We start from the raw sequence: 25788 nt of genomic DNA, 5'->3' as shown, positions 1-25788 counted from the left end.
CTTCAAGAGATTGTCCGAGGACAAACAGGATTTTACGGGCTACGAAGCTGAGATAATCTACACGGATGGAAATGATAATATTTTGGAAAAACACGGGTATCGGGCGACTGATTTTCCGCTTGATGAACTACGGTTGTTTTTTGTGAATAATACGCTGATGTTACCGAGCGAATATTAACCTCTTCAAAACCTAAAAATTATGATCTATCTAAATTTTTCAGACCTGAACGGGGATGCCCAAGAACGTCTTTTGGAAAGTTCAAAAAAAGACGTCGAGCAAAAATTTGGCGATGATATTCGGAAGTATTCAAAAAAGCATTGCACCAATTTTGATGTGATGATCGAGGAAGAAGCACTAAGGAATTTATACAGTTATACCTATGTGTTTAATATCTGAAATTGTCCAAATAGGAACGGAAAGACCTTTGAATTTTCAGAGGTCTTTTTTTGCTAAAACATATCCAGTTCAATAAAAATCCTTATCTTTATTCCGCTGAAATTCAGCATTCAATTTTACGCAGGGGTATCCATTTTTTGACTTTCGCCGATAACCCTGCCCATCGAAAAATTACATAACGGGAAATCTTTTCCCTGAAATTGGCAATTGGCTTTTAGCCAGATTGTACGAAATTTTTGTCCCGCTGGGCGGGACGAAAAGGAGTAGCAAGAGGGTAACACGCGATGCGATGTTAAGTACTCCTTTTCCTTGTTAATCAACTGATTTTTAAATACTTAAAAATAAGCCGATTATTCAGATTTCTACAATTTGCGACAAATGCCCTGTGAATGCCCATTTTCAGGGAAGGATTTGCGACAAATCGGCGAATTATGGACTCATTTATTGGTATCAGGTTCAAAAAGGAAACGGCAAAACGTTTTCAGGAATTTTCACGGACACACTTCAAATCACACACCGAAGCATTAGCTACAATGCTCGATTTTTTCTTTTACAACGAGATTTCCCCAAAGGAAAAATTGGGCCCGACCGGAAGGACGATCGAGGCCAATTTAAAGAAACGTATCAATGCGGTGATCGCCATAATGCGGGATATGGAAAAGACCCAGACCAGACCCACCGTGGCGATGATCGAATCCCTTTTTCAGACCGAAGAACCCAAGAAGAAACCCTTGATCTTAGAGAGGAAATTTGTGGAAGAAAATAAGGAAGTCCGTTTTCGCGAAAAGCAAAACCACAACAACGAACTGTAATTTTTGAACTATGTATATCACAATCACACCTCAAAAACTTGGCAGTAACTATTCCCAGAGTTCGGCAGATTTTGTAGGCTATTTGGAAAAAGAAAATCAAGGTTTGGAACAGGGAGAGATGGAACATTTTTTCAGTCAATATGGCGATAAATTTTCAGCGGAAGAAGTGGTAAAAGATATTGATGGAAACGGTGCCAAACTCAAAAAGACCGAACCTAAATTCTATTCGATCACGGTCAGTCCGTCGAAGTATGAATTAAGTAGGTTACAGAACAACAGCGAGGATCTTAAAAAATATACCCGTGAACTGATGAAGGATTATGTTGCATCGTTCAACCGGGAAATCAATGGGCGCCCTGTGACCATCGATGACATTAAATACTATGCGAAAATTGAACACCAACGAACGTTTAAGGGAACCGACAAACAGATTAAGGAAAACCAACCCTTTGCCACCAAAATATTGCAACTAAAAAACCAGATCCGAAATATTGAAAACGGTTCGATGGAAGGAAGTGTTAGGAAGCGGGAACGGGAAATCACAAAATTAGAAAAACAGGCACCCCATCAACAGGAAGGAAAAAGGATCGTTCAAGGAATGCGAAAGGCCGGAAGCCAAAGCCATATCCATATTATCGTGAGCCGCAAGGATGCGTCCAATTCGTTCAGCCTTTCGCCCGGGAGCAAATACAAGGTATCCGATGTTGAGATGAGAGGGAAACAAGTTAAACGGGGGTTTGACCGGGACCAGTTTTTTGAAAATGCCGAAAAGACCTTTGACAAGACTTTTGGCTACCAGCGGAACTTTGCGGAAATCTACAAAGCACGTAAGGATTTTATCAAAAACCCAAAAATCTATTTTGCTTCATTGATGAAATTGCCCACTAACGAAAAGGCAATCGCTTTCAAAATGATGCGGGAAACGGATATCCCGATAATGCCAAGTATTCCGAGCAATCAGGCGCAGCTTGCCCTAAAAGTTTTCAATAAGCTGCGCAAAGGTTTGGACGTGGCCGTCAAATCAAGTTCAATAGGAATTTAAAGATTTGTTATGCAATTGAATAATCTTACAACGATACTCTTAATTATTGGTGTAGCAAGTACGCTATATTATATACTGTATAGGTTGACGCGATATGCCTTTATTTTAAGCGTGATTTTGCTCATGACCCTGGTGTTCTACCTCTCGAGCGGCAACGAACTGATTTTAATTTCATTGGTTGTGGTCTGTCCGCTTATGCTTATTAATACAGGGTTCTATGTTTTTTTGCATAAAAAGGATGAGCCTAAAAATGGCGATAGTAAATATTGCGTCAACTTTGCAACGAGCAAAGGAAACTTTAAACTGGAAAATATAAAACGTGGGGCATCTATCATAGGCTCTGCGGGAAGTGGAAAGACCGAAAGTGTGGTGTATGGTTTCCTTAAACATTTTCAAAAAGAGGGCTTTTGTGGGATCATCCACGACTATAAAGATTTTGAGTTAACGGAAATGGCATATCCACTTTTTAAGGACAGGGATATCCCGTTTAAGGTCATTTCCTTTGACAAAATCATTCACAAGGTAAATCCTATTGCGCCACGCTATTTAGAGAACGAGGAAAGCGTAAATGAAGTTTCAAGGGTATTGATCGAAAACCTTTTGGAGCAAAGAGAAAGCGGAACTTCGGGAACAACTAAATTCTTTAATGATGCTGCGGAAGGTTTGATTGGTGGGCTGATCTGGAAACTAAAAACATCTTATCCTGAATTCTGCACCCTGCCACATTTGATTGCCATTTACCAATTTTTGGACACGGATAGCCTCATTCAGTTTTTGGAAACCAATACAACGTCAAGAGCAATGGCAGACGCTTTTATAAGTGGAAAGGATTCGGAACGACAGACCGCCGGGGTGAAAAGCACCTTGGCAAATGCGCTGAAGCGAATAAGTACGCAACATATTTTTATGGCACTATCCGCAGACGAAGTGCCATTGAATATCAATAGCGAGGAAAACCCTGCAATCATTTCGGTAGTGAACAATCCAAAATACGATACATCCTATTCACCTGTAATTGCAACCATCATTCACACCATTACCAAGCAAATGAGCGTGCGCAATTCCAAGCCTTCTTTTCTATTGATGGAAGAGGCGCCAACCATTCGATTACTCAATATGCACCGTATTCCGGCAACCCTGCGGAGTTATGATATTGCCACCATCTACGTAATGCAGGATAAGATACAGAATGATATGATGTATGGGGATAAGGCGAGCAAAGCAATTTTAAGCAATCTGTCCTATCAGTTTTTCGGCAAGGTCAACGATCCCGACACCGCCAAATACTACGAACGTTTTTTTGAAATTATCAAAAACCCGACTAAAAGCGTAAGCCGTGGACATAATCTTGATTTTGATACAAGGGTTACAACTGGGGAAAAGGAAATCCCAAAGATAAGGGCGGACGTTTTCTTTCGGTTGAAGCAAGGCGAGTTTATCACTTATGCAGATGGAAAGGATAAAAAGGTGCAGTTTAGATTGTCCAAAATTCAACGGCAACTTCCTGAAGAATCCAAGCAATTTTCTCAGGCAGATTTAGCGGCTAATTTTGAGCGGGTTTATGATGAAGCGAAGTCGATATTTGAATAAATAATTTAAATATCATAGTATTTATTTTAGTTTTATGCCTAAAAAACATATATTGCTCTAATAAATACTAAAGCTATGGTTGCGGAATGCATTGATAAATTATTATCGATTGAAGAATATTCTTTTTCCCTTGATGAACTGATGGAACAGACCACCAAAAGCAAAAATGCAATTTGGCAGGAACTGGCGCATCTGATTGAAAAAAACAAAGTCCTCAACTTAAGAAAGGGTTTTTATCTTATACTCACCCCCAGATATTCCAGTTTTGGAAAACTTCCCATTGACCTGTATATCGAGAAACTTTTTGAGTATTTGGGGCGTAATTATTATTTGGGGTTTTACAGCGCGGCAAAAGTATATGGTGCAAGCCATCAACAAATCCAGCGCGATTATGTAATGACATCAACTCCCAAACTTTTGGATATTAAAAAATCGGCTATTGATATCCGTTTTTTGACTACCTCTGCTTGGCCGGAAAAAAATATACTTCCCAAAAAATCGGATGCCGGAACTTATCATATTTCCAGTCCGGCTTTGACCTTGGCAGATTTGATACATTATCAAAATAAATTAGGGGGGCTTAATCGAATGCTATCTACCATTGAAGAATTGTTGGAAGAAGTTACACAAAAAGACCTTGAAGATTTATTGAGTTGGTATGGCAATAAGGCAACACTTCAGCGACTGGGATTTTTATTGGATCAAATAGATCAAGAGAACCGTTTTTCAAATTTGATTTTTCAACATTTGGAAAAACAAAAAATACATCCGGTTTTATTAAAGCCAACTATACAACAACGACCAGGTTCGGTAGATAATAAATGGAAAGTGGATGTCAACCTAAGATTAGAAACTGACCTATGATTTCAAAACCCTATATAGCACAATGGCGGGAATATGCACCTTGGAAAGAATTTGCACAGGTTGAACAGGATTTGATTATTAGCCGCGCATTGGTAGCAATTTTTTCAGATGATTTTCTAAGGGAAAAGCTTGCGTTCCGGGGCGGCACCGCTTTGCATAAACTGTATCTGAACCCTGCACCCAGATATTCCGAGGATATCGATCTTGTTCAAATTAAGGAAGGTCCTATAAAACCTATTATGAAGCGTATAGGTGAAGTGATCACGTTTTTTGAAGAAGATAGGCGCACACAGGTGCGCGGACACGGAGCAAAAGTACTGTACCGTTTTACATCGGAATATGAAAATGAGCGTCGCCGGCTCAAGTTAGAGATCAACTGCAAAGAACATTTTAAGGTGCTAAAGTGGATGGAATTCCCTTTTGATATGGTCAATCCCTGGTTTTCGGGAAGGGCGGATATTAAAACATATAAAATCAATGAACTTTTAGGAACAAAACTAAGGGCACTATATCAGCGCAGTAAAGGACGGGATCTTTTTGATCTGGATTATTCCAGGCGAAATATGAAACTCGATATTGATGAAATTATCAAGTGCTTTAAGGTTTATATGGAATTTTCCGTTGGCAAAGTTCCTTCTCAAAAAGAGTTCCTTCAAAATATAGAAGCCAAGGAAAACGATGCAGCTTTTGAGGGCGATATGGAAGGTTTGTTACGGCCGGAAGTCAAATACGATCAAAAAGCGGCTTTCCGATGGTTGAAAGAAATGGTTATTTCAAGAATGTGATTAAATATAAAAAAGCCGTTTTTTCCTCACACCTTGCGGAGCAAGAAAGAATTTTTCGAGGGCTTTTCAGTTCCTCGTAACAAAGGACTGATGCGAATTTTCAAGGATTTGGAACTGGTGGAACAATTGGGCTCTGGAATCCCTCTTATGTTGAACACTATGGCAAAGAGAGCTTTGGCTTTTCAGATAACTTCCTTAGAATGACTTTTACGGCTAAAGAAACTACTGTAGAAGAAGGTGATCAGATAGGTGGTTTAATCTCTTAGGGTTTAATTCCCCGCTGCTTGCAGCGTAAGTAATATATTTGCTTATGTCAGATAGCAAATATATACACAAATCGCATAATGTTTCGGTGTTGCTTTATCATTTTGTATATCCTGCAAAATATCGTAGAGTAGTTTTTGATAAGAATGTTGATCAGACGTTGGTGAAAATATGTATGGATATAGAAAAGCGCTATGAGGTTCATTTTTTAGAGATTGGAACAGACAAAGATCACGTTCATTTTTTGCTTCAGTCTGTTCCGATGAAAAGTCCGACTCAAATTGTTAAGATTTTGAAGAGCATCACTGCAAGAGAGATTTTTCAAAGACATCCCGAGGTTAAGAAAGTTTTATGGGGAGGAGCTTTTTGGTCGAGTGGATATTTTGTGAACACGGTAAGTAAATTTAGAGATGAAAGTACCATATCCAAATATGTTCGTGCTCAAGGAATGGAAAAAGATTATGATGTGTTACACAAGGTAAAACAATTGACACTGTTCTGATTTTTTTCCGATACCTCGTATGCTTGCATCGAGGTAGTTCATTGGGTGGTCTAAAAGGTGGTCAAAATGATACCACAATTGACGATATTAATTGACTCATAGAAAAAAAGGAAGTTTTAATTGCTTCAGATAATCGAATAAGCCGTTCAGGAATTGCCGAGGTTTTACAAATAAACGAATCTGCGATTCAGAAGCATCTAAACAATTTGAAGGATGCCAGTTTGATAGAGCGTATAGGTGGCACAAGAGGTTATTGAAATAAAATTATCAAAAATGAAAAATATATGAAAGATTTTAGAATATTAGTATTGATTTGTACAATTGTGCTAATGGGTTGCAATACAGACAAATCAAACTCAAAAGTAGAAAATCCAGAATTCACTGCTACCGAAAAGAAATCTGACACACTTACCAAACACTTGAAGCCCTTCAAATCGGAATTGCCCACAATCGGGCTTTTGATGTATAACGGTGTTTTACAAAGTGAAGTCATCGCAACATCTGATGTTTTTACAAAACCTACGGAAGATGGAAGGCAACTTTTTAACGTCGTTACCATAGCAGAAACCGAAAATCCAATTACCACGGAAGAAGGAATGCGATTTGTTCCTGATTACACATTCGATGATTGCCCAAAGCTAACAGCCCTTTTCGTTCCGAGTGCTTACGATATGTATGCACAAGTCCACAATGAGAAAATCGTAAATTTTATTAAGGAAAAAAATAAGGAAACAGAATATACCGTGAGCAATTGCGCTGGTGCACAATTAATTGGAAAATCTGGGATTGCAGACGGTCATAAAATTGTAACGTGGATTGGTGGTGGCGAACAGTTGCAAAAGGACTACCCGAACTTGAAAGTTCAGAACGATAGTTTAGTAACGTATATTAAAGACGGTAAGTTCCTTTCTTCAAACGGGAATTTAGCAAGCTACATTCCTGCATTGGAATTGGTCGAAATAATGGCAAGTACTGAGCATAGAAAGTTTGTTGAAAGTTACTTGTACCTCGATAGACTTCAAAACTGGAAGGAATAATGTTAGTATTTAAACAGTAGTTTTAAAACGGTGCTTTATCCTTTGAACCTCTTGCGGTAGCCAGCCATTTGCCGTCCCGTTTGACCAGTTTAAAAACACCAGGCGTTTTATCATAAGCTGTGGTATATTTTACCCAAGCCACGTCGCCCATTATCGTGTCCTGTAACACCTTAAAATCTGAGTCCTTCTTTTTGGTCGCATTGAACATATTTATGATGTTCATATAATTGGCATAGCCTTCCGGTGTGGAATTCGCCTTTAAAGTTTCTTCGTCTTTTTCATAAAAGCTTTCAATAACAATTTGGGCTGTGGTGCTTGGTCCCGAGATTTTAGTTTCGGAATCAGCACAAGATAGAAACAGTAATGCGAGCGAGAAAACAACAATTTTTTTCATAACAGTATTAATTTGGGTTATTAATATATCTATGTGATAGTTTCAGTTCAATATTACGTTCACCATCTTTTTCGTGTAGTTCCAAAATTGCTCTGCGATCATTGGACAATGAAAACTTTGGCAGTACATATACAAACCGTACCGTTTCATTTTCTGTGATTTTAGAAGGCAGATTATGTTTAAAAATCGGTTCTTGATACAGTCGCTGTAACGATTTCTTTTTCCCCTTCTGTCTTGTTTCAACCGAGAGTTTTAAGAAATTTAAATCATAATCCAACGTAGAATTATTCTTAATCTGGATGACAAAGTAAAGTTCTTCCGTATCAAAAACAATGTTCTCAACGCTCAAAACTATACCTTCGGTTCGCTTTTTAATCCTACCTACACGCTGCTTTCTTTCAAGAAGATAGGAACTGAATTTCTGGTAATAATAATTCCTGTTATCAACATTGCTTTCAGCAGTAACAACCGAAATAGAATCATTCAATATTGGTCTTTCATTCCCGATACTACTTGACTTCGGAATAAAATAATTGAATTTTGATAGCTGCGTTTTATATCTTACAATATACGAAAAAATCGCACCATCTCTATTGACTATCAGAAGATTGCTTTCTTTCCCAGGTTTGGCTTGAAGCAAGCCAAAATACTGCTCTTTTTCACGGTTGTAGGTAAATACAAAATTATCTGAACCGGTTATGCCTTGGCGAATAGGTTCTGGAAAAAACAACGCTACATTTTTGGTGTCGTTGGCATAAATAGTATCGAGTGCGTTTGTTGTTTGCGCTTTTGTGAAAGCGGAAATTAACACCGTCAGTATTAGAGTAAATGTTCTCATAGTTTAGGTTTTAGAATTAATCTATAATTATTTAATACCATAACTTTTACATTACGGTTGCTTCGTCTTAGCACCTTTGTAATACCACCTACTTGCGGAACAGTAGGTATGTTGATGTCGCCAATAATATCGTCCAGGACTTCGGTGGTCGCTTCTGCCCGAAAATTGTTTTGCACATAAATACCTTCACTACCATCAGATAAATCAAAAGCTTTGAGTTTGGTAGGATGATGCTTTATGTTTTCAATTTCAATTAAAGCCCGATTAGTCTGAAAGCTTATAAATCCAAAGACAGGTGTGTTCTTAGACATTTTTTTACCATTGATGGTAGCCGCTTTAGTCAAGCGCATTCGCAATCTGGTATTTGCTTTTACAACTTGGTCGCCATCTACTACCACGTAAATAGTTTCATCTGTATTCCCTATGGTTGAAATTTCATTGGGTTTGGGGGAAGCAGCAAAAAACAATTGATGTTCCAAGCCCAATTCTTTCGCTTCAATTTTTTGTTCTCTTTTTACTTCAGCAGAATCAATTTTTGAAACTACTTTGCGAACAGTTCTTTTCTGTCCCAAATTTTGGTATCGCTTTTCTGAATACTGAATCTTGCTTACCTCATAGATGCTATCTACGATACGTTCTTTTTCGCGTTCCGGTAAATCTGGGTCATAAAATCCCAAGGAATCAATTAGTTTTTCATCGTATATGCTTGGCGCATTATTTTCCCTAACTTTTTTCAAGTCGTTAATTGCATCCAGTTTGGAATCGTACTCTTTTTGGTCCTCTTCCAAATCTGGCACTAAGGTCTGTTTAAGGTTTTCAGTTTCACTTTTATCATCGCCCATTACCATTACAGAATAGGAAATCAGGAATATGAAAATCACGGCCAATACCGCTGCAAATACTATCTTGTTTTTTTCTACTTTCATAAGAGTGAGTTTTTAAGTGCCGATTATCGGCTTTCAACTTTCATCGTTCAGTTTTTTTAAAGTGTTCTCGAAATAGTTGGTAATCAATAATCCGTGCGGATTGTTCGGGAAGTTTCGGTCAACCATAATCAAGTTTCCGGTGGAAACCAATTCATAGGTGTCGATGATTGAACCTCTATTGATTTCAAAAATCGTTGTCGTCGTAAAACTGTTAGCGCCATCATTTTCAGATATTCTTGAATCGATGCTCAATACTTTTTGAACCAATGAATATTGAAGCAACCTGTTGTAAACACCATCAGCCTTTTTCTGGCGGTAGAGATTGTCCACGGAACTATTGCCCAACCACAACGCCTTTTCCAAGTTGCGTTCGTAATTGCTGGCATCGATGTTATAGAAGTAGTTATGGAACAGATCCAAATGTGCTAAAGCTTCAACCCGAAAATTTTCCTTTTGGGTCACGAGCTTCAGCGGAATGATACTGCCATCTGTATTAATGGCAAAGGCACTATTGAGCGCTTTTTGATTGGTGTTGAATACCATCCAAACTGAAAATGTGCTGGAAAGCAACGCACAGACAACAACCGCCAAAACGATAAATCGATTCAGTTTTAGGACGTTGTAAATATTCTTATATGGTGTTTTCATATTTTTGTTTTTAACCTGCCTTATGCAGTAAATAGTCTGAGAGTGAATGACGTGGCACGCTTATACAGTTTGAATTTCAAGAAAACGATAAATCCAACCGAACCTAACTGAACAACAGGCGCAAAAAAGCCTTGACCTGTATCGGTTCCAAAAAGGTTGACCCAAAAATTGGTGTTGATTTCCGTATAAATGGAATTGATAAATACATTGACCAAAAAGAACGCTGGCACGAGCATATACACGGCTGCATATAATTTGAAGAACGTGTAAGCGAGCGAACGGAACTTTTCAAATACGGCAAGACTAATAACCAGAGGAAAAAATGCTTGCATTATGCCTAAAAGGAAGAATCGTTCTGCCAAGAATAGCGGATAGATGAATAGATCCAGTATCCAAAGTATGGTGCTCAGTATGAAAGCCAATATCTTAAAACCGTACAATGGTGTAACCAAGGCTTCATATAATAGTGTCATTGCGGAACTCGCGGCATCAAAGAGACTTACATCTTCCTCTAAAGGAATATCCTGCATTTGCAAAGGCAATAATGCTGGTGCTGTACCTCGATATTGCCCTTCAATAGCGACTAAAATGCCATCGAAAAAGCCTAAGACCTGTGTTGAGAAAATGACCAAAATGACGATGGCAAAATTCTTGACCAGTTCACCAGGACTCAATCCCCAAGTGTAACCGTCCTTATCTGCAACGCCTTCGTTGTACTTTTTAAGAATGTTGACCAAAAAGAACAGAACAGCGAGCGTCTTCATTCCGGCAATGGTGTATTGCGAAAAGTCGCTGGCCTGTATGGTCTGGAAGACGGTATCGATATATTCCAGCCCGATTCCTAAGAGAATGGTCGCGGTCATTTTTAGTATTCAGTTTCTCGGTTATTGACTTTATCCTGCATTTTTCTGAAGGAAATAATGTCGCGATAGCGTTTTGTTTTTGTTGTGATGGTGGAAACCATTTGTTTTGATTCCAGCTCTTTTGCCTTTAGAATTTCAGCACGTTCCGCATCGCTCATTTTTAGGTAATCGCTGGATAAGATTTCATCAATAAAATCTACCGTGTCCAAAGAGTTTTGAACTATGGCATCGAACGATTCCACGACCCTGCTAACTTCATCTGGTTTGATGTAGGACGAGTTAAGAATATCCTGTAAATCATTTTGCATTACGTTGATAAGGCGCTGATTGTTTTGTCCAATTTCCTGAACCGCTCTGAGTTGTTGTACCACGCTTGATACTTTCTCAATGCTCTCTTTTGCATCTTTTAAGAATTTTACAGACTTAATCATCTGAGCTGTCTGTTTACCCGATTCTATCAGTTGTTTTACCAAGCTGATAAAATTGGTATTGTCATAAGTGGGCATTCCCTGACACGCAGCGCGTGCGGGCAATAAAAAGATGAATGCCGTTGCGATAATTAAGATTTTTGTCTTCATAATATTATGTTTTAGATGTGAATTGAATTATTGCTTTTTGCATATCCTGATGCTCGTTGTAGAGCTTCATTATTTCCTCATTTTCCTGTCCATCGGTCAAGTAAGCTGCATAGACTTGCTTCGGAACTTCAAGCCGGAAGATGTTACTTTCCCTACCTATCTTGATAAACATCTCGGTGTACTTGCGTGGACCGGATAGATTGTTTTTAATGGATTTTAATTGGTTCAGGTCGTGGCTCGATAGGTTGAGACGTTTGACCAATTCGTCATAGCCTTTTTCATTGTTTAGGCTATAAATGACTTGGGTATTTTCAAGAATACTTGCTGAAGTCGAATTGTTCGGAAGCTGGTTGATGGATTGTAGAATAATCCCAATCGCACCGTTTTGTTTACGGATAGCTTGATAGTAGAATTCTACACTTTCCAATACATTTTCAAACTTCAATTGCTTGGCAAACTCATCAAAAAGGATGATTCCTTTTTCAGCTCTATTTTTCCAAATAGTTCTTTGGATAGCTGACTTAATGAGCTTTAACATTACGGACAGGATTTCCTTGTTATCCTTGACTTCATCCAGTTCAAAAACAATCAATCGCTTATCTTCGATTTTATAAGTTTGGTCTTCGCTCACTTCAAACAGGAAACTATATAGACCATCGCCGACATATTCGGACATTACGTGCAAAAAGCCGGTAACATTGAAGTAGTCGGGATGGATTTTTAGGGTATTCAGCAGGTCTTTCTGATTCCTTTCTATAAAACTGTAAAAACCATCCAATGAGTGATTTTCTGAAGTGCTATCGTAATAATGGCGCAGAATCTTTTTAACCGATACTGATTGTGCTTTGGTAACTTTTAAATCTGAAGCAAAAAGTTCAAATAAGAAAACTGATAAGTCTTCCAATCGTTCGGGTGTAAGGTCGTTTACATCACTTATATAAAAAGGATTGATGCCCAAGTTCTTTCCACTTTCGTAACGAAGCACGGTATATTTTTCGGGATAGAGTTTAGCGAATTTGGTGTATGAACCACCTAAATCAATGATGACCAAGCGAATACCACTTTCAAAATATTGACGTAAGATGTTATTGGCGAGAAAGGACTTTCCTTCGCCTGTTGGTGCGAAAATGGCAAAGTTTCTTGCCTTAATGCGCTTCTTGCGTTCATCCCAGACATCTTTGAGAACAGGAATATTATGTTCGCGGTCGTTAAAGATGATTCCGGTGGCATCCGATTTATAATTCGTGTTGTTTATGAACAAGCAAAGCGCGTGCTTTAAATCCGTCACATATAAATCGTTGTTTGAAAAATTGGAAGAGAAACAGCAGTAACTATTTAGGAGGTAATTTTTACGTTCTTCGCCTCTTGGGTAATACGGGATGATATCCAATTCCTTAAATTCTGTCTTGATTTTTGAGGTAATTTTATCAAGCTCTTTGGCTTCCTTTGCCCAATAGACAATATTCAAATGCCCACGAATAATCCGGGCATTATCATCGGCATTGATTTGGTCAAGGATGTGCTGGATTTTGCCAAGAACCACTTTGTTCTGCGAACCGAAATTTGAACTCTTGTTGAGCTCTTCAACCTTCTTATCGAGCAACTTTCGCCACTTTTGTTTGTCATCTAAATAGAGAATTTGATTGACAATATGGTTTTCGTTAAGCGTAAGCCCTAGACCATCAATAAAACCTTGATGAAACACAAAATCGTCAGAAGTGAATTTCTCATTGGTTTTGCTACTCTGTACACTTTCGCCAAAGCACAGTTCGCTGTTGATGGCCAGGGCATCAAAATGGTTTTCGCCAATATTGACGCTTTTTTTGTCCAGTAAAATATCGGTATCATAGCCTTCATTAAAACCGTTGAAGTAATTGTTTGTCATTTGCTGAATGTCGCCCGCTTTAAGCGAAACAAAATCCATCTTTCGGCTATTGTTGATGAAGGAAACTGAATCACTTACCGAGTTGGCGAAATTCTTAATATTGTCATCCAGTTCCTGTACGATTCCCTTTGAAATTTTTCTGAATGGGTTGACATATTTAGGATTGTTTAGAGCCTTATTCTTGGTCAGGATGAAAAACAAATAGCAGCTGTGCTCGATATGTCCACGACCTTTAAAATGTTCGTGGGTAGCCTTTTCCAAAAAAGTTGTATTCGGAAGTTGTTCTGAAGTATATGATTTCTTGAGATAGATATCCTGTTTATGAACTACAGTGCCAACTGGCAATGACTTTAATGCCTGAAACCAAGCACCGTGCATATCCTCAAAATCCTTTTCAGATAAGGAATAGATTTCTGGTAGATTACCTTTGTAGCACAGAATAACATTGCCATTATTGGCAAATACGATATTGTCCTGAATATCTACAATGGGTTGATATGCCGAAAGGTTAATCTTGTTCATAATCGAAGCCAGAAATTCTTTTGTTACTAATGATTTGCGGAAAGGCTTTTGCCATTTGAAATAGCTGTGGATTGTGGGTTATTCTTGTCAAAGCCACATATAGGGAAGCGTTGAATACCAGTACACCAATGATTATCCCAAAGCTGAAAGAGAAGATGATGATTAATAGCGAAGCCAAAATGGAAACCATCATTAGGGCAAACAGGGAAATGGGCAGCCCAAAAATGACTGCCCGTTTTCTAATGTTTCTATAGACCTCGAACTTCTTCATTGTTATACAACAATTCCTATGAGATAAGTAAATATGCCTACGACGGCACCTGCTATGAGTACAAATACAAGTACGCGTGTGATACCTTTTTTCAGGTCTGCATTTTCACCAAAGAAGTGTCCTGCATTAAAAAGGAAGCCAACCAAGAAGATGACACCTAATAAAATTGGAAATATGGTTCTGATGGTATCGCCTACATCGTTAACGGAATCTTCGATGCCACCAATTTGAGCAAAAAGCGAAGTGGATAAGAGCGAAAGAATGGATGCTAAATAGTGTGATTTTTTCATAACGGAACGGATTAAATTTTTGGTTCATTTTCGTTATTGGAAATTTACATATATTTGAATATAAATAACTGAAAATCAAATATTTGTGAATAAAATATTATTTGATATTGTTTGAATTCCGTTGTTATTATTTGGCATCAAATCCTATGGATTTTTGAAGGGAACTTGTTGATAACCTGAAAATTGAAAATGAAAAATCTGCTCAAAAACGTCAGTTTTGTGATTTTACTCTTCAAAATGTGCTTCATTTTTGGACAAGAAACGAGTGCTCAAAAACGAATTGTGATTGACGTTGGACACGGTGGAAAAGATGCTGGTGCAATTGGCATAAATGGCATCCAAGAAAAGGATGTGGTTTTGTCTATTGCAAATGAGATTTTAAGGTTAAATAACGACTTGGAAAAACCACTCGATATTTATTTGACCAGGTATAGTGATACGCTCATTTCACTATCTGATAGAACCAAGCTGGCAAAAGCTTTAGATGCTGATTTATTTGTGTCTTTACATAGTAATCACTCAGACAATCCCAATGCAAGAGGGATAGAGGTCTATGCTTCAAGAAAACAAGAGAAATTCTCTAAAGCATCTGTTTTTATAGGCTATCAAATTGAACGAGTACTTTGCAAAACAATTGGGTATAAAAGTAGAGGCCTGAAGTTTGCTAACTTTCAGGTGCTACAGGAAACAGTTGGTCATTGCCCTTCTGTGCTGTTGGAATTGGGTTTTTTGAGCAATATAGATGAAGGCACCTATATTTCAGATAACAACAATATTGATCGCATAGCACTATCGATATTATTATTCATTCAAGAACCATTAAAATTATGAAAGATATTTTTTTAGAGTTAACAAAGAGCTTGAAGGACATTATAGCGCAATTTATTTCAGAAGTGATTTTGTTATATAAATCTTTCAGAAATTAACCTACTTCCTCTTATCCCCAGCCGCCTTATTAAATGCAATCAAATTAAACAATTCCCGCATCCGGCTACGAACGCGGTTGCCATAGCGTTCTTCCAGTTCTTCCGCATTCAGGTTCGTGGTGGCGTGGGTCTTGATTTTATGCTTGGTTTGGAGGTAAAGTTCATACCGCGATAAAAGGACTTCGCCCATCACATTGAGATCCTTGCCGTAAAACCTTCCGGCAGGTTCCACGCCCAGATCGTCAAAACAGTAAAATTTTGTATTGCCATATTCTTCAACAGTTTTAAAACCTAAATGGTTAAAACTGAAGGTTACATTCCGGCAGGGAATCATTTCGTAAGGACGTTGCAACGGAACCAAATGACGTAACAATTTCATTAGGCTTGTTTTTCCGCAACCCACTGGTCCAGAAAGTAAAATCCCCTTATCAATGTCGATTCCATAGGTTTTGCAATTGTCTTTATCCTTGATGAAATAAGAGCAGAGTTTTCTTAATATATCCCTATCCTCATCATAAATCCGAAACTTTTCGCCGAACAAGAGTTTGCCTTTGGCATTGAGGTAAATCAAGATTTTTGGAAAATCGTAGAGTACGCTTTTCCCATCAAATTTTCCCAGCGAATATTCCACGCCGCCTTCGGTTATTTTAGAGGGGTTGTCCATAATCCTTGGTTTTAGTGGTTCGCAGGTTGTCCCGATTTTGGGACGCTCCCTTTTTGTTTGGTTTGTTTTCTTTGGCAAATAATTCGGTTCTATCCATCCAATTCACGGCTAAAGCCTGCCAATCCCGTATGGCTTTCCCATCGCTAGTCTTCCAATCATTTGCTTCATAATGTGCAAAGAATTTTTTTCCTTCATCAGCAGAAAAACTTTTTTCAATAAAAAAATCTAAAACGACCTGCCTGCCCTTTGGTTGTTTATTAATGTTTACTTGTTTGGTATTGTTTATATTAGATACCAATGCTTGTCCACTCACGGGACGGTGCGGGTACACGGCTTGTCCATTAGTGGGATGGTGCTGGTACACTACCGGTTCACATATGGGATGGTACCGTTCCGCAAGCTGTTCCAATTCGGGATTGTACTGTCCCATATCCGGTTCATCACTTGTCCCGATAATGGCCATCTTGATCTTACTGCCTTTATATGGATTATTGGATGGAAAATAGGATAGATAATCCCACGAATCGAGATCGGTCACGCACCGATGGTATGTAGATTTAGAACCTATTTTGGCCACGCGCATCAGCTCGCGCCGGTTCACAAAAAACTCATCGGCAAAGCGGCTGCTGTTCCATTCCTGGAACAAGGCCATATAAAGACTTATGTGCGTTGGATTGAGGCGGTCGTCGAAGAAGAATCTTTCAAAAGCCGCGTTGAGGAGCTTTATATAATTCATCGCCTAAGAATTTAATCCGTGCTGCACACGATTTGCGGTCATTACATTCTGGATTTCCTCGGCATCGTAGTAAATGATACCGCCCACTTTCGTGTAGGGCAATGTGCCATTGACGCGAAGGTTTTGAAGTGTACCCGGACTGACCTGAAGTAATTCCATCACTTCGGAAGATTTAAGGTATTTTTTGAGCTTTCCTTTAGACTGATTGGAAAGCAATTTTTTAATGTCATCGAGCAATTCCATTTTGAATTCCCGAAGATCTTCTGTGGTAATGATACTTGTTGGCATAATAAAACGGTTTTAAATGAAAAGGGCTAACAAATTGCTTTAAGCTAATTTAATAGCCCCTCGCAGGATTTGACTTTCGTTCTACAAAATTGGGCCAGTTTATTGGATTTTATTCCCCATTAGAACCGTAGTATGGTCAAAATTTAACATTTTGAAATTTGATTGATTATGATAGGTTTTGAGCCTTGTCTTGTGGGAACTACAAGATTAAAATACATCAAATTAAATGGATAATCTTAAAAAGCAGGATTTCGGTAGGTCGACCGTAGTACGGTCTTTTTTTAACAGTTTTTAGAATTATTCTTCACTCTTGTTCATCTCAGAAATTAGGGAGGTACTTAGGGAGTCCAAAAATAATGTTCTGCTGTGTTTTCTATTTTTTATGTCTTGGTAGGTATTGTAGATTTTTCCGGTAGGTTTAAAATCAAAAATCTCTTGAAGCTTATTGGAGAGTTTGATGATACTTAAATCATTTTGATTTGCAATTCCGGCAAAACTTAAAGCATAAACTAGCTCCACCCAATCGGTATTGGTAAATGGCCAGGGGATTTTTTCAGTAGTATTCGATTTAACACTTTTCCCATTTAGCTTATTTTTAAGCTTAAATAATCGTTCATCCAAATAGACAACCAATAAATTGTATGCTTTGAATTTACCTAAGAGCATATCCCTTGGGGTGCAAAACTCGGGATCCTGAAAGTAGAATTTTGAAGTGGTTATATGATAGGTGTCCAAATAATCACGGGTATAATATTCCTTATCAAAATGGGTAGCTTTGGAATTGACATACTGCCCGAAATCAATATTATACAGAAAGAAACGGTTAAGCTTGCCAATTTTCTTTTTAATGAATTTAAATTGGGCTTTTTTATCGGCTTTTGGAAATTGAATTTCTAAAGAATGGATTTCTGAGAAATAAATAAGCTGTACCAACGGGATTTGTTTTATGTTCTTAAAAAAGTCTATTTCTTGTTTTAGGGAAACAAATTCATTTGCAATGATTTCCTTTTTGAACAAACTAAGGAGATTACGGCACACTTCAATTGAACGAAAAGCCCTATTTAAAATATCGTTGTTTTTAAGCTTAATTTCGTTCAGTTTTTCCAGTAGTATTTCTGCTTGTAACTGTAAATCCATCACCAACCATTTTACGGATCATTTTTGAAAAGTTTAATTGAATTCTTTAAAGATAAATTCAAAACAATAAAATACAAGTGAATTACAGCGTATTTGGCTACGCAAAAACCGTATTTTCCTACGGAAATCTATTAAACCCAAGCATTTCTAAGGAAATAATAGGATGCCATCCTAACTTATTTTTTGAATTTTTTACGAAAGCGGGATAAGAATTGTCGCCTATTTTTTACCCCTGTTTTCTTGAAGATGTTAGATGCGTGCTTAGATACAGTGTTTTTGGCGATAAATAAATCTTTGGCAATTTCTTTATAAGTTAAGTTACTTAAAATAGATAAACCGACTTCAATTTCCCGTCTAGTTAAATTTTCATAAATTATTTTGTCCTTAGCCGGGTATTTACTTTGTTTCTCGTTCCAAGCAAAAACTTTATACATTTTGGTTTTATTTTCTAAAAAGTAAAGATGACTATCTATTTTAATAGCGGTTACGGCATAAAAGGCAATGTTCATTGTAGTAAAAGTTAACCATTGATAATCACCAATAACGGTTAAAATTGGCAACAGTGCTATACAACTTATACTTAAGACTGAAAATTTGTTTCTTCTAAGGAAAAAGCGGTTTGGATTTTCGAGGTTTGAGATTCTTTTGTAAAAGAACCACAGAAATATAAAGGCCATTATAGATATGGGAATTGTAAAAAGGACTCTAGCCCAATAGAGGGAACTGGTAAGGAAGTAAGGAATTAGAAATAACATAATAAAGCTGCTACTTGCCAGAATTACCAGATTTTGGATTGAAAAATGCATCCTAACAACAAGAATATCATATTCTTTATACAGGTAGTATATTAAATAAATACAGAGGGTTATGGCCACACCGTAGGTAATAACATATTGAAGGATAAAGGGACCTGGGAAGTTTTCAAAGGGTAGAAATCCGCCAGTAGCGTTATAAGTTATGAAAAGTAATCCAAGCTTTAGAAACCTAGAATGATTGCTTAGGATTTTTTTAGTTGAATGATGGTAAAATATCAATAGAACTATAAACGTATCTACGAGAAGATAAAAAAATGTCGTCCAATGGATTGATGTGCCAAACATATTTATTGTTCATTCTTATACTCAAATTTGCTGACCTCTATATTTTTAGTTACATCATTCCAAGGAAAAATAGTCCCATTCATTGCTACATATACTCCTGGATTCAAAAATTGAGCAGAGCACATTGCAAAACCCAAATTGAAGTGTGCATCCGTATTTTTAGAGTTTCCCATTATAAATGAGCCTACAAGGACAATAGTCTTTTTAATTTCTTCCTTTCCAAGATAAATGGCGGTATCTTCCATCGTAAAAGTCCCGTGAGTTATTAAAATTTTTTCTGCATTGGAAGCTTTTATTTTTTTTAACAAAAAATTCCTGTCTTCATCGGTAATTGATCGGCTATCCTTAGAAAATGCCCTTTCGATAATATAGGGAAACGAGACATTGGCCAGGTCAAGAAATTCTCTAATCGCTATTTCGCTTTGCTCTGTTTTATTTTCTTGGTTTTCATAATCCAAGCCTTCAATGGTTCCTCCTGTTGTAATAATATGTATCATAATTTTATTTTTTATAGAAATTAATGTTTATGGATATTCCCTTTTAACACAAAATAATAAAGCAGAAATGAAGCAATAAACAGAAGAATAAGGACAATAATTGCCTTGACCTTTTCCTTTTTTGTGAATTGTTTTTTAGATGGGTTTTGATTTTTTTTCTTTCTTCTGTTTCTTCTACTTAGAGACATCCTGTTGTACTATTTTTAATTTATTTTCTATAAACGGATTGCTTTGAGAACGGCCAAGAAAGCTACGCCCACATTGGCAAATACGGTTTTAAAAAACCACCTAAGACTTAAAGCCGAATGGCAGAGTTATATTGTACCAAAAGCCACCTAGTTTTTCTGAAAAGATCCACTTTTAGAAATTTGCTAATTTTTCAGAAAATAACGTTCCAGGGTATTAATAAAATCTAGTATATTTCATTAAAAGTTATCTCTACCATTATTTTAAAATAAGTACAGGAACTTCTGATTTGAAAATCATTTTTCTTCTCAGCCCCAGTTCAGTTAGTTTTTCTATAAAGTCATGTTTTCTGTAAAGTAGCGCCAAAATATCTATGGTATTATCTTTCAAAAAACCGGTTATTTTATCTTCGGTTTTCCCTTCGGAAAAAAGGTGAACAGAAATATTCTGCAGATTAAAAAACTCCTCATAATAGTTTTTTATCTCCTGTTCTTTAATAACTTCATCTTTACTTTTAGCAAAATGAAATATAAAAAGGCGTGCGTTAAATGCCTTTAGTAGATCAGCCAGAACCTTTAGTTCCCTATCAGGTTTCAGATTATCTGAATCCAGCGCCAGACAAATTCTTTTTAAACCAAAAGTTTCTAAATCTTCAGGTACAACCAGCACAGGGCAGGGTACATCCTTGCTCACTTTTTCACTGGTAGTTCCTGCAAGGTAACCTTCTACCTCACCTGCACCTTCTGTCCCCATAATTATCAAACTTGCTTTTTCTTCTGTTGCTAATTGATAAATTATATCTGAAGGTCTTCCTGGGGCTACCATACTCTTATATTTTATTGTCGCCAGACGTGGAAAATTTTCGAGAAATTCCAGCATTTTTTCTTTGTACAATTTCTGATAAGAACTAAAGTTGTCGGGAACCGGATAAACTATAGCCCCGTATCCGGCATATTGATAACCTTCAGAATAGGCATGAACAAAGATAATTTCTGAATTTAAAGATTCGGCCACCTTTATGGCATACTCAACTCCAATTTTGGAACTTTGACTAAAATCAATCGGAACTATTATTTTCATGGTTTTTTAATTTTAATTATACATTCAGTTTTTCAATTAATTGTTTAAATAAAAGCTTTATTGTTTAATCCACTTTTTGGCAATCTCCTTTTCCTCTAAGTCAAAATATTTTACTTCAGCATTGGTAAAAGGTTTCATGAACTTTGTAATCCAGTCCTGCCATTTTTTATCACCTACCATGGCGATTTTTTCATAATCTTTTGCGTGGGCAGTATCCATTTTTAGATCTTCCCACAGGCCTGGAAAATCCCAGCCGGTAAAATTCTCCATTTCAAAATACCAGCGTACGTTTAATCCTTTGTCCAAAATAGCATGAATAATGGGATGTACCTTCTCAATATCCATTTCGGATAAATCTCCCGATGCTCTGGTTGCAATAATATTATCTCCTGAAATCTCTATAATTTGTAACATATCTATTTTTATTAATTATTAACCGCCTAAATCGTAAAACCATTCTTCAGCTTTCATAATTCCTTCTTTTATGGCATTTCCCTTAGTATAATTCTTTTCTATAACCAGACTTTTAGCAATTTCCAGGGCTTTTTGCTTCACTGCAGGATGGAGGCCATCCAAACTGGTTTTAAATTCTTCAAAGGTCCATTCCATAGCTTCATTTTAATGGTTGAACAGTTCTTTTTCTTTTCGGGATCCATCTCATTCTTTGACTTTTTGTCCAAAAAATAATCCAGCACGATGCCCACTATAATTGCTCCCACAAAAGCAACATACACCTGCCAGTTAAACTGAACTACCAGAGACAGGCTAATAATTATGGCCAAAATGGGTAGGATAGGTACTTTCCCTATGGAAAGGGGAACTTTAAAAGGTCTTTCTTTGTCAGGTGCTTTATAACGCAAAACGATGAGTGCAATATTCACAGCTACAAAAACGAGTAACGCCCCTAAAGAGGACATTCCTGCGACAATTTTAATATCTCCCAATAACAAAAATGCCGCTACCGCAGCCATAACCACCAGTGTAGTTACCCAGGGTACTTTCTGTGCATTGGTCTTGGTCATAAATTTTGGAAGCTCGCCCACGCTTGCCATACCGAAAAGCAACCTGCTAATGGAAATAATGCCACTAAAAGCCGCATTGGCCGTAGCAAAAAGTGCCGCAACTGCCAGGGCTACGGGCAACCAGGAATTTAAATTTGAAGCGGCCAGCGACAATGGGGAATTTACCTTTGCTATTTCTGCGGGGTCACTTATATTGAGTACCGTAAAAGATATTAGTAGGTATATAATTGTGGTAAACACCATTGTCAATAAAAATGCCCTCGGAATCGTCTTGCCCGGATTTTTTACCTCGGAACCCAATGCTGCCATATGCTCAAAGCCGGTATAAACAAAAAATAAGGTAGCAGTCGCTGCCAGGGTGCCGGAAAAGGACTCCACTTTAAAAAATTCTGATTTTGGTGGTCCTGTTTCCAAAAGTCCGACCGCAATAAGAATAAACAATCCCAATAGCTGAATACTGACCATAATGATATTGGCGGTAGATGATTTTTTGATGCCCGTAATGCTTATAAATGCAAGAATCAGTAGCACAGCATAGCTAACCAGTAAGGAAGGGATGTTAAAAAACGTATTGAAATACCCTGAAAAAGCAAGTAGCACCGCGGCGATGGTGGCCGAACTGTGAAATGCAATCGTCCAACCTGTTAGAAAAGATGGAATGTCGATTTTTGGAAAAGCTTTCCGTACAAAAATGAATTCCGCACCGGCATTAGGATAGGTAGAGGACAACTCTGCATAGGACATTGCCGAGACACTGGCCGCAATGGCTGCAAAAATAAAGCTCAACCAAAGGTCTGTTCCCGCCTGTCCAGCGGCTGCACCAATTACAGTATATATTCCAGCACCAACAATGGTACCTACACCATAAAAAGTAAGGCGAAGAGTACCCAGAGATTTTTTTAATTCTGCCATAGTAATATTAGTGGTTTATTATCCATTTCTATCTAAATTCCTTTTTTCCATCTCTGCCTTTACGATTCCACGCTCAATCGCCTCTTCTTTTGAACAATTTTTGTTCAAATAGAAATCCGTCGCATATTTTAATGCTACTGCTCTAATATTTTCATCCAGCACATTTAGCCTCTCCTGGTAATCCTTAAATAAGTCCTCCTTCATTTTTTAAAATAGTTTTAGTACAAAAAACACCATAGTTAAGAGATATACAATATACGCTGCATCGAAAACGAATATCTGCCATCTGCTGAACCCGTGAAGTTCCTTGCTTTGATGGACAAATACCGAATATAAAAGTGGCATCAGTCCTACAAAAGCCAGGTTGACCCAGAACAACTGAAAATCTTCGATCGGAGTCGTCACCAGTGCCAAGGGGAAAAATGCCACCGTCATGGTAACAGCATTATCGGCAATCACGCTCGTGGTTCCCGCGGTCACTTCGCCACCCTTTACCACACTCCATGTTTTAAATATTTCGGGGGCGGTGGTCATTATTCCGGTAATAAACAGCCCTCCAACAATTTCGGAAATGTTCAACACCGAAACAATATTTTCCGTAGCCTTAACAATAAAAAAAGCACCCACGGCTATAGCCATAGCTCCGGCCACTGATAACCACACTTTCTTCTTATCCCACTCCACACTTTCCCCTTTTTTCCTGCCTTTTATAATGGCATGCGTTAAAAAAGCCGCATAGGCCGCCAGCATAATCCACCCATCAATGGGTTGTAACCCACGCCAGGCTTTTGGAAGGGTTAATATAGCTACCAAAGAAATGATTGCCAGATAGGGGATGGACAATACCGAGACAGAACGCTTGTTCAGGGCCAATAGGTTAGCATCTAAATGTTTTTGATGTTCCTTATTGTTTTTAAATTGCTTTCTGGAAGCGAAATAGGCGATGGTCACCATGAGTGGGATGGAAATTATATTGGAACCCAGCAAATTTCCTAATCCAATATCAGATACTCCCCGGGCGGCGCTGGTGATATTTATCGCCACTTCAGGACTCGCCGTTACAATAGCAAGGAAAGCCGCTCCTGCAGAAGCGGTAAGCCCCCATTGCTTACGCAGCATTTTTAAAGGTGTTAGGAGTTGATCAGCACCCCAATGAGCAGCCCAAGCTGCCAATCCCAATACTACTACCCAGAGCCAAACGTTCATAACTAATCGATTTTTATAATTGTCCTGTTACTTTCAGTATATTTCAACTTTTTCTTATCCGATATTTTCTGGTCTTTTTTTGTTGGCTTTGAAAGATCAGGAGTAAAATCACTCCCGTGCTAATCCAAACATCTGCGGTATTGAATACAGGGTCGAAAAAAGTAAATTCATTGCCTCCCCATAATGGCAGCCATTCCGGAAGCCTTGTATCAATAATAGGGAAGTACCACATATCCACCACATTGCCATTTAAAAATCCCGCATAACCACCGCCTGAGGGGAATATTTCTGCAATGTTGCGAAGTGCGGGATCACTTTTTTCAAAGATCAGTCCGTAAAATGCACCGTCCATCAAATTGCCCAATGCACCTGCGTATATAAATGCGGCACAGATTATAAAGACTTTTGCATATCCTTCACGTATCATTTTTTTGATATAAAAGGTCCCCCAAATAACGGCTACGAAGCGAAATAGTATTAAAACAAATTTGGCCAGATATCCCTCGCCAAATTTAAAGCCCCAGGCCATGCCGGGATTCTCCAAAAAATGTAAGCGAAACCAATCCAGACCAAACACAAAATATTCCTCGCCATAATAAAAATGGGTCTTCACATAAATCTTTATGGCCTGGTCTATTACCAACAACAGTAAAATCAATAATGCTACACTACTTTTATTCATAATTTCCTTATTGTTGCCCAACGTCTTGTGCAACATATATTTGCATTATTTAGATAATTTTAAAATTCTTATGGCACCCCGCATTACAAACGTGAAAACGATGCCGCCAATTACCAAATCGGGCCATTTGCTATCCAGAAAATAGACCAGCACCCCGGCCAGTATCACCCCGCCGTTTACGATGATATCATTCGACGTAAAAATAGCACTGGCCTGCATATGCGCCTCCTTACTTTTGGCCTTATTTATCAACCAAAGCGAAATAAGGTTACCCAGAAGGGCGAAAATGGAAACAATGATCATCAATTGGAAAATTGGTGTTTCACTACTGGTAAAAAACCTTCTTAATACCTCTGCAAAACCAAGTGTTGCCAAGGCCATCTGAAAATATCCGCTGAATTTTGCCACCTTCTTTTTTCTGGAAATGGCACCACCTACTGCAAATAAACTTAGCGCATATACTATCGAATCTGCCAGCATATCCAACGAATCTGCAATAAGGCCCATAGAAGAAGAGATCCACCCCGTGGTCATTTCGATAATGAAAAAGCCGAAATTTATCCCAAAGACCCACCAAAGGATTGTTTTCTGTTTGGATTGGTCTTCTATTACGGGAGGATCGGCTTCTTCGGTCCCTTGGAAGGAATCCCCAAGGTTTAAACCGGCTATTGATATTTGTATATCTTCGATTCCATTCACATGATATACTTCCAATTTCCTGTTGGGAATATCAAAATCCAAATATTTCACTTGTGTATAAGCCTCCAACTTCATCCGGATCATCTGTTCTTCTGAAGGACAGTCCATTTGACTTACTATAAAAGTACTTTTGTTCATTTCTCCC

General features: G+C 37.9%; 34 protein-coding genes and 1 pseudogene. 12 read left to right on the top strand and 23 right to left on the bottom strand.

Annotation, left to right across the window (positions count from 1 at the left end; all coding sequences use genetic code 11):
* Positions 1-10: 10 nt before the first annotated feature.
* The 11 genes and pseudogenes from DSM02_RS20830 (at position 11) to DSM02_RS16870 (ending at position 7293) form a co-directional block, all read left to right on the top strand.
* Entirely contained in the window at positions 11-178 is a 168-nt protein-coding gene (locus DSM02_RS20830; protein WP_394342629.1) for a DUF6876 family protein, read from the top strand.
* Positions 179-199: 21 nt separating this feature from the next.
* Positions 200-397, top strand: coding sequence for a hypothetical protein (locus DSM02_RS16915; protein ID WP_128766709.1), 198 nt, complete (start codon positions 200-202; stop codon positions 395-397).
* 431 nt (positions 398-828) lie between these two features.
* A complete protein-coding gene (locus DSM02_RS16910; protein ID WP_128766708.1) occupies positions 829-1209 on the top strand; it encodes a BfmA/BtgA family mobilization protein in 381 nt (126 codons plus the stop codon).
* A 10-nt stretch (positions 1210-1219) separates the two neighbouring features.
* Positions 1220-2251: a MobB family relaxase gene (mobB, locus tag DSM02_RS16905; RefSeq protein ID WP_128766707.1), complete on the top strand. Its 1032-nt coding sequence runs from the start codon at positions 1220-1222 to the stop codon at positions 2249-2251.
* A 9-nt stretch (positions 2252-2260) separates the two neighbouring features.
* The gene (locus DSM02_RS16900) at positions 2261-3841 is read left to right on the top strand and encodes a type IV secretory system conjugative DNA transfer family protein (protein WP_128766706.1); all 1581 of its coding nucleotides are present in this window, start codon (positions 2261-2263) and stop codon (positions 3839-3841) included.
* A gap of 75 nt (positions 3842-3916) precedes the next feature.
* A complete protein-coding gene (locus DSM02_RS16895; protein ID WP_128766705.1) occupies positions 3917-4705 on the top strand; it encodes a type IV toxin-antitoxin system AbiEi family antitoxin domain-containing protein in 789 nt (262 codons plus the stop codon).
* Positions 4702-5490, top strand: coding sequence for a nucleotidyl transferase AbiEii/AbiGii toxin family protein (locus DSM02_RS16890; RefSeq protein WP_128766704.1), 789 nt, complete (start codon positions 4702-4704; stop codon positions 5488-5490). Before DSM02_RS16895 ends, DSM02_RS16890 begins: the two co-directional genes overlap by 4 nt.
* Positions 5491-5529: 39 nt before the next feature.
* Positions 5530-5738 (top strand): annotated as a pseudogene (locus DSM02_RS16885) (transcriptional regulator); the annotation flags it as partial.
* A 62-nt stretch (positions 5739-5800) separates the two neighbouring features.
* The gene (gene tnpA, locus DSM02_RS16880) at positions 5801-6256 is read left to right on the top strand and encodes an IS200/IS605 family transposase (RefSeq protein ID WP_128766703.1); all 456 of its coding nucleotides are present in this window, start codon (positions 5801-5803) and stop codon (positions 6254-6256) included.
* A gap of 98 nt (positions 6257-6354) precedes the next feature.
* Entirely contained in the window at positions 6355-6513 is a 159-nt protein-coding gene (locus DSM02_RS20825; RefSeq protein WP_128766716.1) for an ArsR family transcriptional regulator, read from the top strand.
* Positions 6514-6540: 27 nt separating this feature from the next.
* Complete coding sequence (locus DSM02_RS16870) at positions 6541-7293, top strand: DJ-1/PfpI family protein (protein ID WP_128766702.1); 753 nt, start codon at positions 6541-6543, stop codon at positions 7291-7293.
* Positions 7294-7315: 22 nt separating this feature from the next.
* Here DSM02_RS16870 and DSM02_RS16865 read toward each other — a convergent pair whose 3' ends face one another.
* From DSM02_RS16865 to DSM02_RS16825, 9 genes are read right to left on the bottom strand one after another with little or no spacing between them, the layout of a single operon-like run.
* Positions 7316-7687: a hypothetical protein gene (locus DSM02_RS16865; RefSeq protein WP_128766701.1), complete on the bottom strand. Its 372-nt coding sequence runs from the start codon at positions 7685-7687 to the stop codon at positions 7316-7318.
* A 7-nt stretch (positions 7688-7694) separates the two neighbouring features.
* Positions 7695-8525: a DUF4138 domain-containing protein gene (locus DSM02_RS16860; RefSeq protein WP_128766700.1), complete on the bottom strand. Its 831-nt coding sequence runs from the start codon at positions 8523-8525 to the stop codon at positions 7695-7697.
* Positions 8522-9451: a conjugative transposon protein TraM gene (gene traM, locus DSM02_RS16855; RefSeq protein WP_128766699.1), complete on the bottom strand. Its 930-nt coding sequence runs from the start codon at positions 9449-9451 to the stop codon at positions 8522-8524. The genes DSM02_RS16860 and traM overlap by 4 nt, the downstream gene beginning before the upstream one ends.
* Positions 9452-9484: 33 nt before the next feature.
* Positions 9485-10099, bottom strand: coding sequence for a conjugal transfer protein TraK (locus tag DSM02_RS16850; protein ID WP_128766698.1), 615 nt, complete (start codon positions 10097-10099; stop codon positions 9485-9487).
* Positions 10100-10119: 20 nt separating this feature from the next.
* Positions 10120-10962 (bottom strand): hypothetical protein, encoded by an 843-nt coding sequence (locus tag DSM02_RS16845; protein ID WP_128766697.1) that lies wholly within the window; start codon positions 10960-10962, stop codon positions 10120-10122.
* 2 nt (positions 10963-10964) lie between these two features.
* Positions 10965-11540 (bottom strand): conjugal transfer protein, encoded by a 576-nt coding sequence (locus DSM02_RS16840; RefSeq protein ID WP_128766696.1) that lies wholly within the window; start codon positions 11538-11540, stop codon positions 10965-10967.
* Between the two features lie 4 nt (positions 11541-11544).
* On the bottom strand, positions 11545-13947 hold the full coding sequence (locus DSM02_RS16835; RefSeq protein ID WP_128766695.1) for a TraG family conjugative transposon ATPase: 2403 nt from the start codon (positions 13945-13947) through the stop codon (positions 11545-11547).
* Positions 13934-14218, bottom strand: a complete 285-nt coding sequence (locus DSM02_RS16830; protein WP_128766694.1) for a hypothetical protein — start codon at positions 14216-14218, stop codon at positions 13934-13936. The genes DSM02_RS16835 and DSM02_RS16830 overlap by 14 nt, the downstream gene beginning before the upstream one ends.
* Positions 14219-14220: 2 nt before the next feature.
* Positions 14221-14508 (bottom strand): hypothetical protein, encoded by a 288-nt coding sequence (locus DSM02_RS16825; RefSeq protein WP_008610937.1) that lies wholly within the window; start codon positions 14506-14508, stop codon positions 14221-14223.
* Between the two features lie 189 nt (positions 14509-14697).
* On the opposite strand from DSM02_RS16825, the gene DSM02_RS16820 reads away from it, so the two are divergent.
* Positions 14698-15339, top strand: a complete 642-nt coding sequence (locus DSM02_RS16820; RefSeq protein WP_128766693.1) for an N-acetylmuramoyl-L-alanine amidase family protein — start codon at positions 14698-14700, stop codon at positions 15337-15339.
* Between the two features lie 96 nt (positions 15340-15435).
* Here the strand turns inward: DSM02_RS16820 and DSM02_RS16815 are convergent, their stop codons facing one another.
* The 14 genes from DSM02_RS16815 to DSM02_RS16755 all read right to left on the bottom strand — a co-directional run bounded on the left by DSM02_RS16815 (position 15436) and on the right by DSM02_RS16755 (position 25781).
* Complete coding sequence (locus tag DSM02_RS16815) at positions 15436-16098, bottom strand: ATPase (RefSeq protein ID WP_128766692.1); 663 nt, start codon at positions 16096-16098, stop codon at positions 15436-15438.
* On the bottom strand, positions 16082-16834 hold the full coding sequence (locus DSM02_RS16810) for a hypothetical protein (RefSeq protein WP_128766691.1): 753 nt from the start codon (positions 16832-16834) through the stop codon (positions 16082-16084). Before DSM02_RS16810 ends, DSM02_RS16815 begins: the two co-directional genes overlap by 17 nt.
* A 3-nt stretch (positions 16835-16837) precedes the next feature.
* Complete coding sequence (locus DSM02_RS16805; RefSeq protein ID WP_128766690.1) at positions 16838-17122, bottom strand: helix-turn-helix domain-containing protein; 285 nt, start codon at positions 17120-17122, stop codon at positions 16838-16840.
* Positions 17123-17419: 297 nt separating this feature from the next.
* Positions 17420-18259: an RteC domain-containing protein gene (locus DSM02_RS16800; RefSeq protein ID WP_128766689.1), complete on the bottom strand. Its 840-nt coding sequence runs from the start codon at positions 18257-18259 to the stop codon at positions 17420-17422.
* A gap of 176 nt (positions 18260-18435) precedes the next feature.
* The gene (locus tag DSM02_RS20605) at positions 18436-18768 is read right to left on the bottom strand and encodes a helix-turn-helix transcriptional regulator (RefSeq protein WP_240674093.1); all 333 of its coding nucleotides are present in this window, start codon (positions 18766-18768) and stop codon (positions 18436-18438) included.
* Between the two features lie 593 nt (positions 18769-19361).
* Complete coding sequence (locus DSM02_RS16790) at positions 19362-19856, bottom strand: asparaginase domain-containing protein (protein ID WP_128766687.1); 495 nt, start codon at positions 19854-19856, stop codon at positions 19362-19364.
* Between the two features lie 444 nt (positions 19857-20300).
* Positions 20301-21122, bottom strand: a complete 822-nt coding sequence (locus DSM02_RS16785) for a universal stress protein (protein ID WP_128766686.1) — start codon at positions 21120-21122, stop codon at positions 20301-20303.
* 57 nt (positions 21123-21179) lie between these two features.
* On the bottom strand, positions 21180-21536 hold the full coding sequence (locus DSM02_RS16780) for a SpoIIAA family protein (RefSeq protein WP_008615606.1): 357 nt from the start codon (positions 21534-21536) through the stop codon (positions 21180-21182).
* Between the two features lie 18 nt (positions 21537-21554).
* Positions 21555-21731 (bottom strand): hypothetical protein, encoded by a 177-nt coding sequence (locus DSM02_RS20430; RefSeq protein WP_013073441.1) that lies wholly within the window; start codon positions 21729-21731, stop codon positions 21555-21557.
* Complete coding sequence (locus DSM02_RS16775) at positions 21674-23056, bottom strand: APC family permease (RefSeq protein ID WP_225573953.1); 1383 nt, start codon at positions 23054-23056, stop codon at positions 21674-21676. The genes DSM02_RS20430 and DSM02_RS16775 overlap by 58 nt, the downstream gene beginning before the upstream one ends.
* A gap of 18 nt (positions 23057-23074) precedes the next feature.
* Complete coding sequence (locus tag DSM02_RS16770; RefSeq protein ID WP_008615609.1) at positions 23075-23260, bottom strand: hypothetical protein; 186 nt, start codon at positions 23258-23260, stop codon at positions 23075-23077.
* Between the two features lie 3 nt (positions 23261-23263).
* On the bottom strand, positions 23264-24262 hold the full coding sequence (locus DSM02_RS16765) for a sodium:calcium antiporter (protein ID WP_128766685.1): 999 nt from the start codon (positions 24260-24262) through the stop codon (positions 23264-23266).
* 43 nt (positions 24263-24305) lie between these two features.
* A complete protein-coding gene (locus DSM02_RS16760) occupies positions 24306-24944 on the bottom strand; it encodes a lipoprotein signal peptidase (protein WP_373056290.1) in 639 nt (212 codons plus the stop codon).
* Positions 24945-24989: 45 nt separating this feature from the next.
* Positions 24990-25781 carry a cation transporter gene (locus DSM02_RS16755; protein WP_449405355.1) on the bottom strand — a complete coding sequence of 264 codons (792 nt, stop codon included), beginning with the start codon at positions 25779-25781 and terminating at the stop codon, positions 24990-24992.
* Positions 25782-25788 lie beyond the last annotated feature (7 nt).

Origin of the sequence: Leeuwenhoekiella polynyae (assembly GCF_004104075.1) — a bacterium.
GTDB lineage: Bacteria > Bacteroidota > Bacteroidia > Flavobacteriales > Flavobacteriaceae > Leeuwenhoekiella > Leeuwenhoekiella polynyae.
This window is presented reverse-complemented; position numbering and strand designations above follow the sequence as displayed.

Excerpts from the sequence above, each read along its gene's own strand:
- DSM02_RS16915 (WP_128766709.1), top strand. The coding sequence starts at position 200 with ATGATCTATCTAAATTTTTCAGACCTGAACGGGGATGCCCAAGAACGT.
- DSM02_RS16910 (WP_128766708.1), top strand. The coding sequence starts at position 829 with ATGGACTCATTTATTGGTATCAGGTTCAAAAAGGAAACGGCAAAACGT.
- mobB (WP_128766707.1), top strand. The coding sequence starts at position 1,220 with ATGTATATCACAATCACACCTCAAAAACTTGGCAGTAACTATTCCCAG.
- DSM02_RS16900 (WP_128766706.1), top strand. The coding sequence starts at position 2,261 with ATGCAATTGAATAATCTTACAACGATACTCTTAATTATTGGTGTAGCA.
- DSM02_RS16895 (WP_128766705.1), top strand. The coding sequence starts at position 3,917 with ATGGTTGCGGAATGCATTGATAAATTATTATCGATTGAAGAATATTCT.
- DSM02_RS16890 (WP_128766704.1), top strand. The coding sequence starts at position 4,702 with ATGATTTCAAAACCCTATATAGCACAATGGCGGGAATATGCACCTTGG.
- tnpA (WP_128766703.1), top strand. The coding sequence starts at position 5,801 with ATGTCAGATAGCAAATATATACACAAATCGCATAATGTTTCGGTGTTG.
- DSM02_RS16870 (WP_128766702.1), top strand. The coding sequence starts at position 6,541 with ATGAAAGATTTTAGAATATTAGTATTGATTTGTACAATTGTGCTAATG.
- DSM02_RS16865 (WP_128766701.1), bottom strand. The coding sequence starts at position 7,687 with ATGAAAAAAATTGTTGTTTTCTCGCTCGCATTACTGTTTCTATCTTGT.
- DSM02_RS16860 (WP_128766700.1), bottom strand. The coding sequence starts at position 8,525 with ATGAGAACATTTACTCTAATACTGACGGTGTTAATTTCCGCTTTCACA.
- traM (WP_128766699.1), bottom strand. The coding sequence starts at position 9,451 with ATGAAAGTAGAAAAAAACAAGATAGTATTTGCAGCGGTATTGGCCGTG.
- DSM02_RS16850 (WP_128766698.1), bottom strand. The coding sequence starts at position 10,099 with ATGAAAACACCATATAAGAATATTTACAACGTCCTAAAACTGAATCGA.
- DSM02_RS16845 (WP_128766697.1), bottom strand. The coding sequence starts at position 10,962 with ATGACCGCGACCATTCTCTTAGGAATCGGGCTGGAATATATCGATACC.
- DSM02_RS16840 (WP_128766696.1), bottom strand. The coding sequence starts at position 11,540 with ATGAAGACAAAAATCTTAATTATCGCAACGGCATTCATCTTTTTATTG.
- DSM02_RS16835 (WP_128766695.1), bottom strand. The coding sequence starts at position 13,947 with ATGAACAAGATTAACCTTTCGGCATATCAACCCATTGTAGATATTCAG.
- DSM02_RS16830 (WP_128766694.1), bottom strand. The coding sequence starts at position 14,218 with ATGAAGAAGTTCGAGGTCTATAGAAACATTAGAAAACGGGCAGTCATT.
- DSM02_RS16825 (WP_008610937.1), bottom strand. The coding sequence starts at position 14,508 with ATGAAAAAATCACACTATTTAGCATCCATTCTTTCGCTCTTATCCACT.
- DSM02_RS16820 (WP_128766693.1), top strand. The coding sequence starts at position 14,698 with ATGAAAAATCTGCTCAAAAACGTCAGTTTTGTGATTTTACTCTTCAAA.
- DSM02_RS16815 (WP_128766692.1), bottom strand. The coding sequence starts at position 16,098 with ATGGACAACCCCTCTAAAATAACCGAAGGCGGCGTGGAATATTCGCTG.
- DSM02_RS16810 (WP_128766691.1), bottom strand. The coding sequence starts at position 16,834 with ATGAATTATATAAAGCTCCTCAACGCGGCTTTTGAAAGATTCTTCTTC.
- DSM02_RS16805 (WP_128766690.1), bottom strand. The coding sequence starts at position 17,122 with ATGCCAACAAGTATCATTACCACAGAAGATCTTCGGGAATTCAAAATG.
- DSM02_RS16800 (WP_128766689.1), bottom strand. The coding sequence starts at position 18,259 with ATGGATTTACAGTTACAAGCAGAAATACTACTGGAAAAACTGAACGAA.
- DSM02_RS20605 (WP_240674093.1), bottom strand. The coding sequence starts at position 18,768 with ATGAACATTGCCTTTTATGCCGTAACCGCTATTAAAATAGATAGTCAT.
- DSM02_RS16790 (WP_128766687.1), bottom strand. The coding sequence starts at position 19,856 with ATGATACATATTATTACAACAGGAGGAACCATTGAAGGCTTGGATTAT.
- DSM02_RS16785 (WP_128766686.1), bottom strand. The coding sequence starts at position 21,122 with ATGAAAATAATAGTTCCGATTGATTTTAGTCAAAGTTCCAAAATTGGA.
- DSM02_RS16780 (WP_008615606.1), bottom strand. The coding sequence starts at position 21,536 with ATGTTACAAATTATAGAGATTTCAGGAGATAATATTATTGCAACCAGA.
- DSM02_RS20430 (WP_013073441.1), bottom strand. The coding sequence starts at position 21,731 with ATGGAATGGACCTTTGAAGAATTTAAAACCAGTTTGGATGGCCTCCAT.
- DSM02_RS16775 (WP_225573953.1), bottom strand. The coding sequence starts at position 23,056 with ATGGCAGAATTAAAAAAATCTCTGGGTACTCTTCGCCTTACTTTTTAT.
- DSM02_RS16770 (WP_008615609.1), bottom strand. The coding sequence starts at position 23,260 with ATGAAGGAGGACTTATTTAAGGATTACCAGGAGAGGCTAAATGTGCTG.
- DSM02_RS16765 (WP_128766685.1), bottom strand. The coding sequence starts at position 24,262 with ATGAACGTTTGGCTCTGGGTAGTAGTATTGGGATTGGCAGCTTGGGCT.
- DSM02_RS16760 (WP_373056290.1), bottom strand. The coding sequence starts at position 24,944 with ATGAATAAAAGTAGTGTAGCATTATTGATTTTACTGTTGTTGGTAATA.
- DSM02_RS16755 (WP_449405355.1), bottom strand. The coding sequence starts at position 25,781 with ATGAACAAAAGTACTTTTATAGTAAGTCAAATGGACTGTCCTTCAGAA.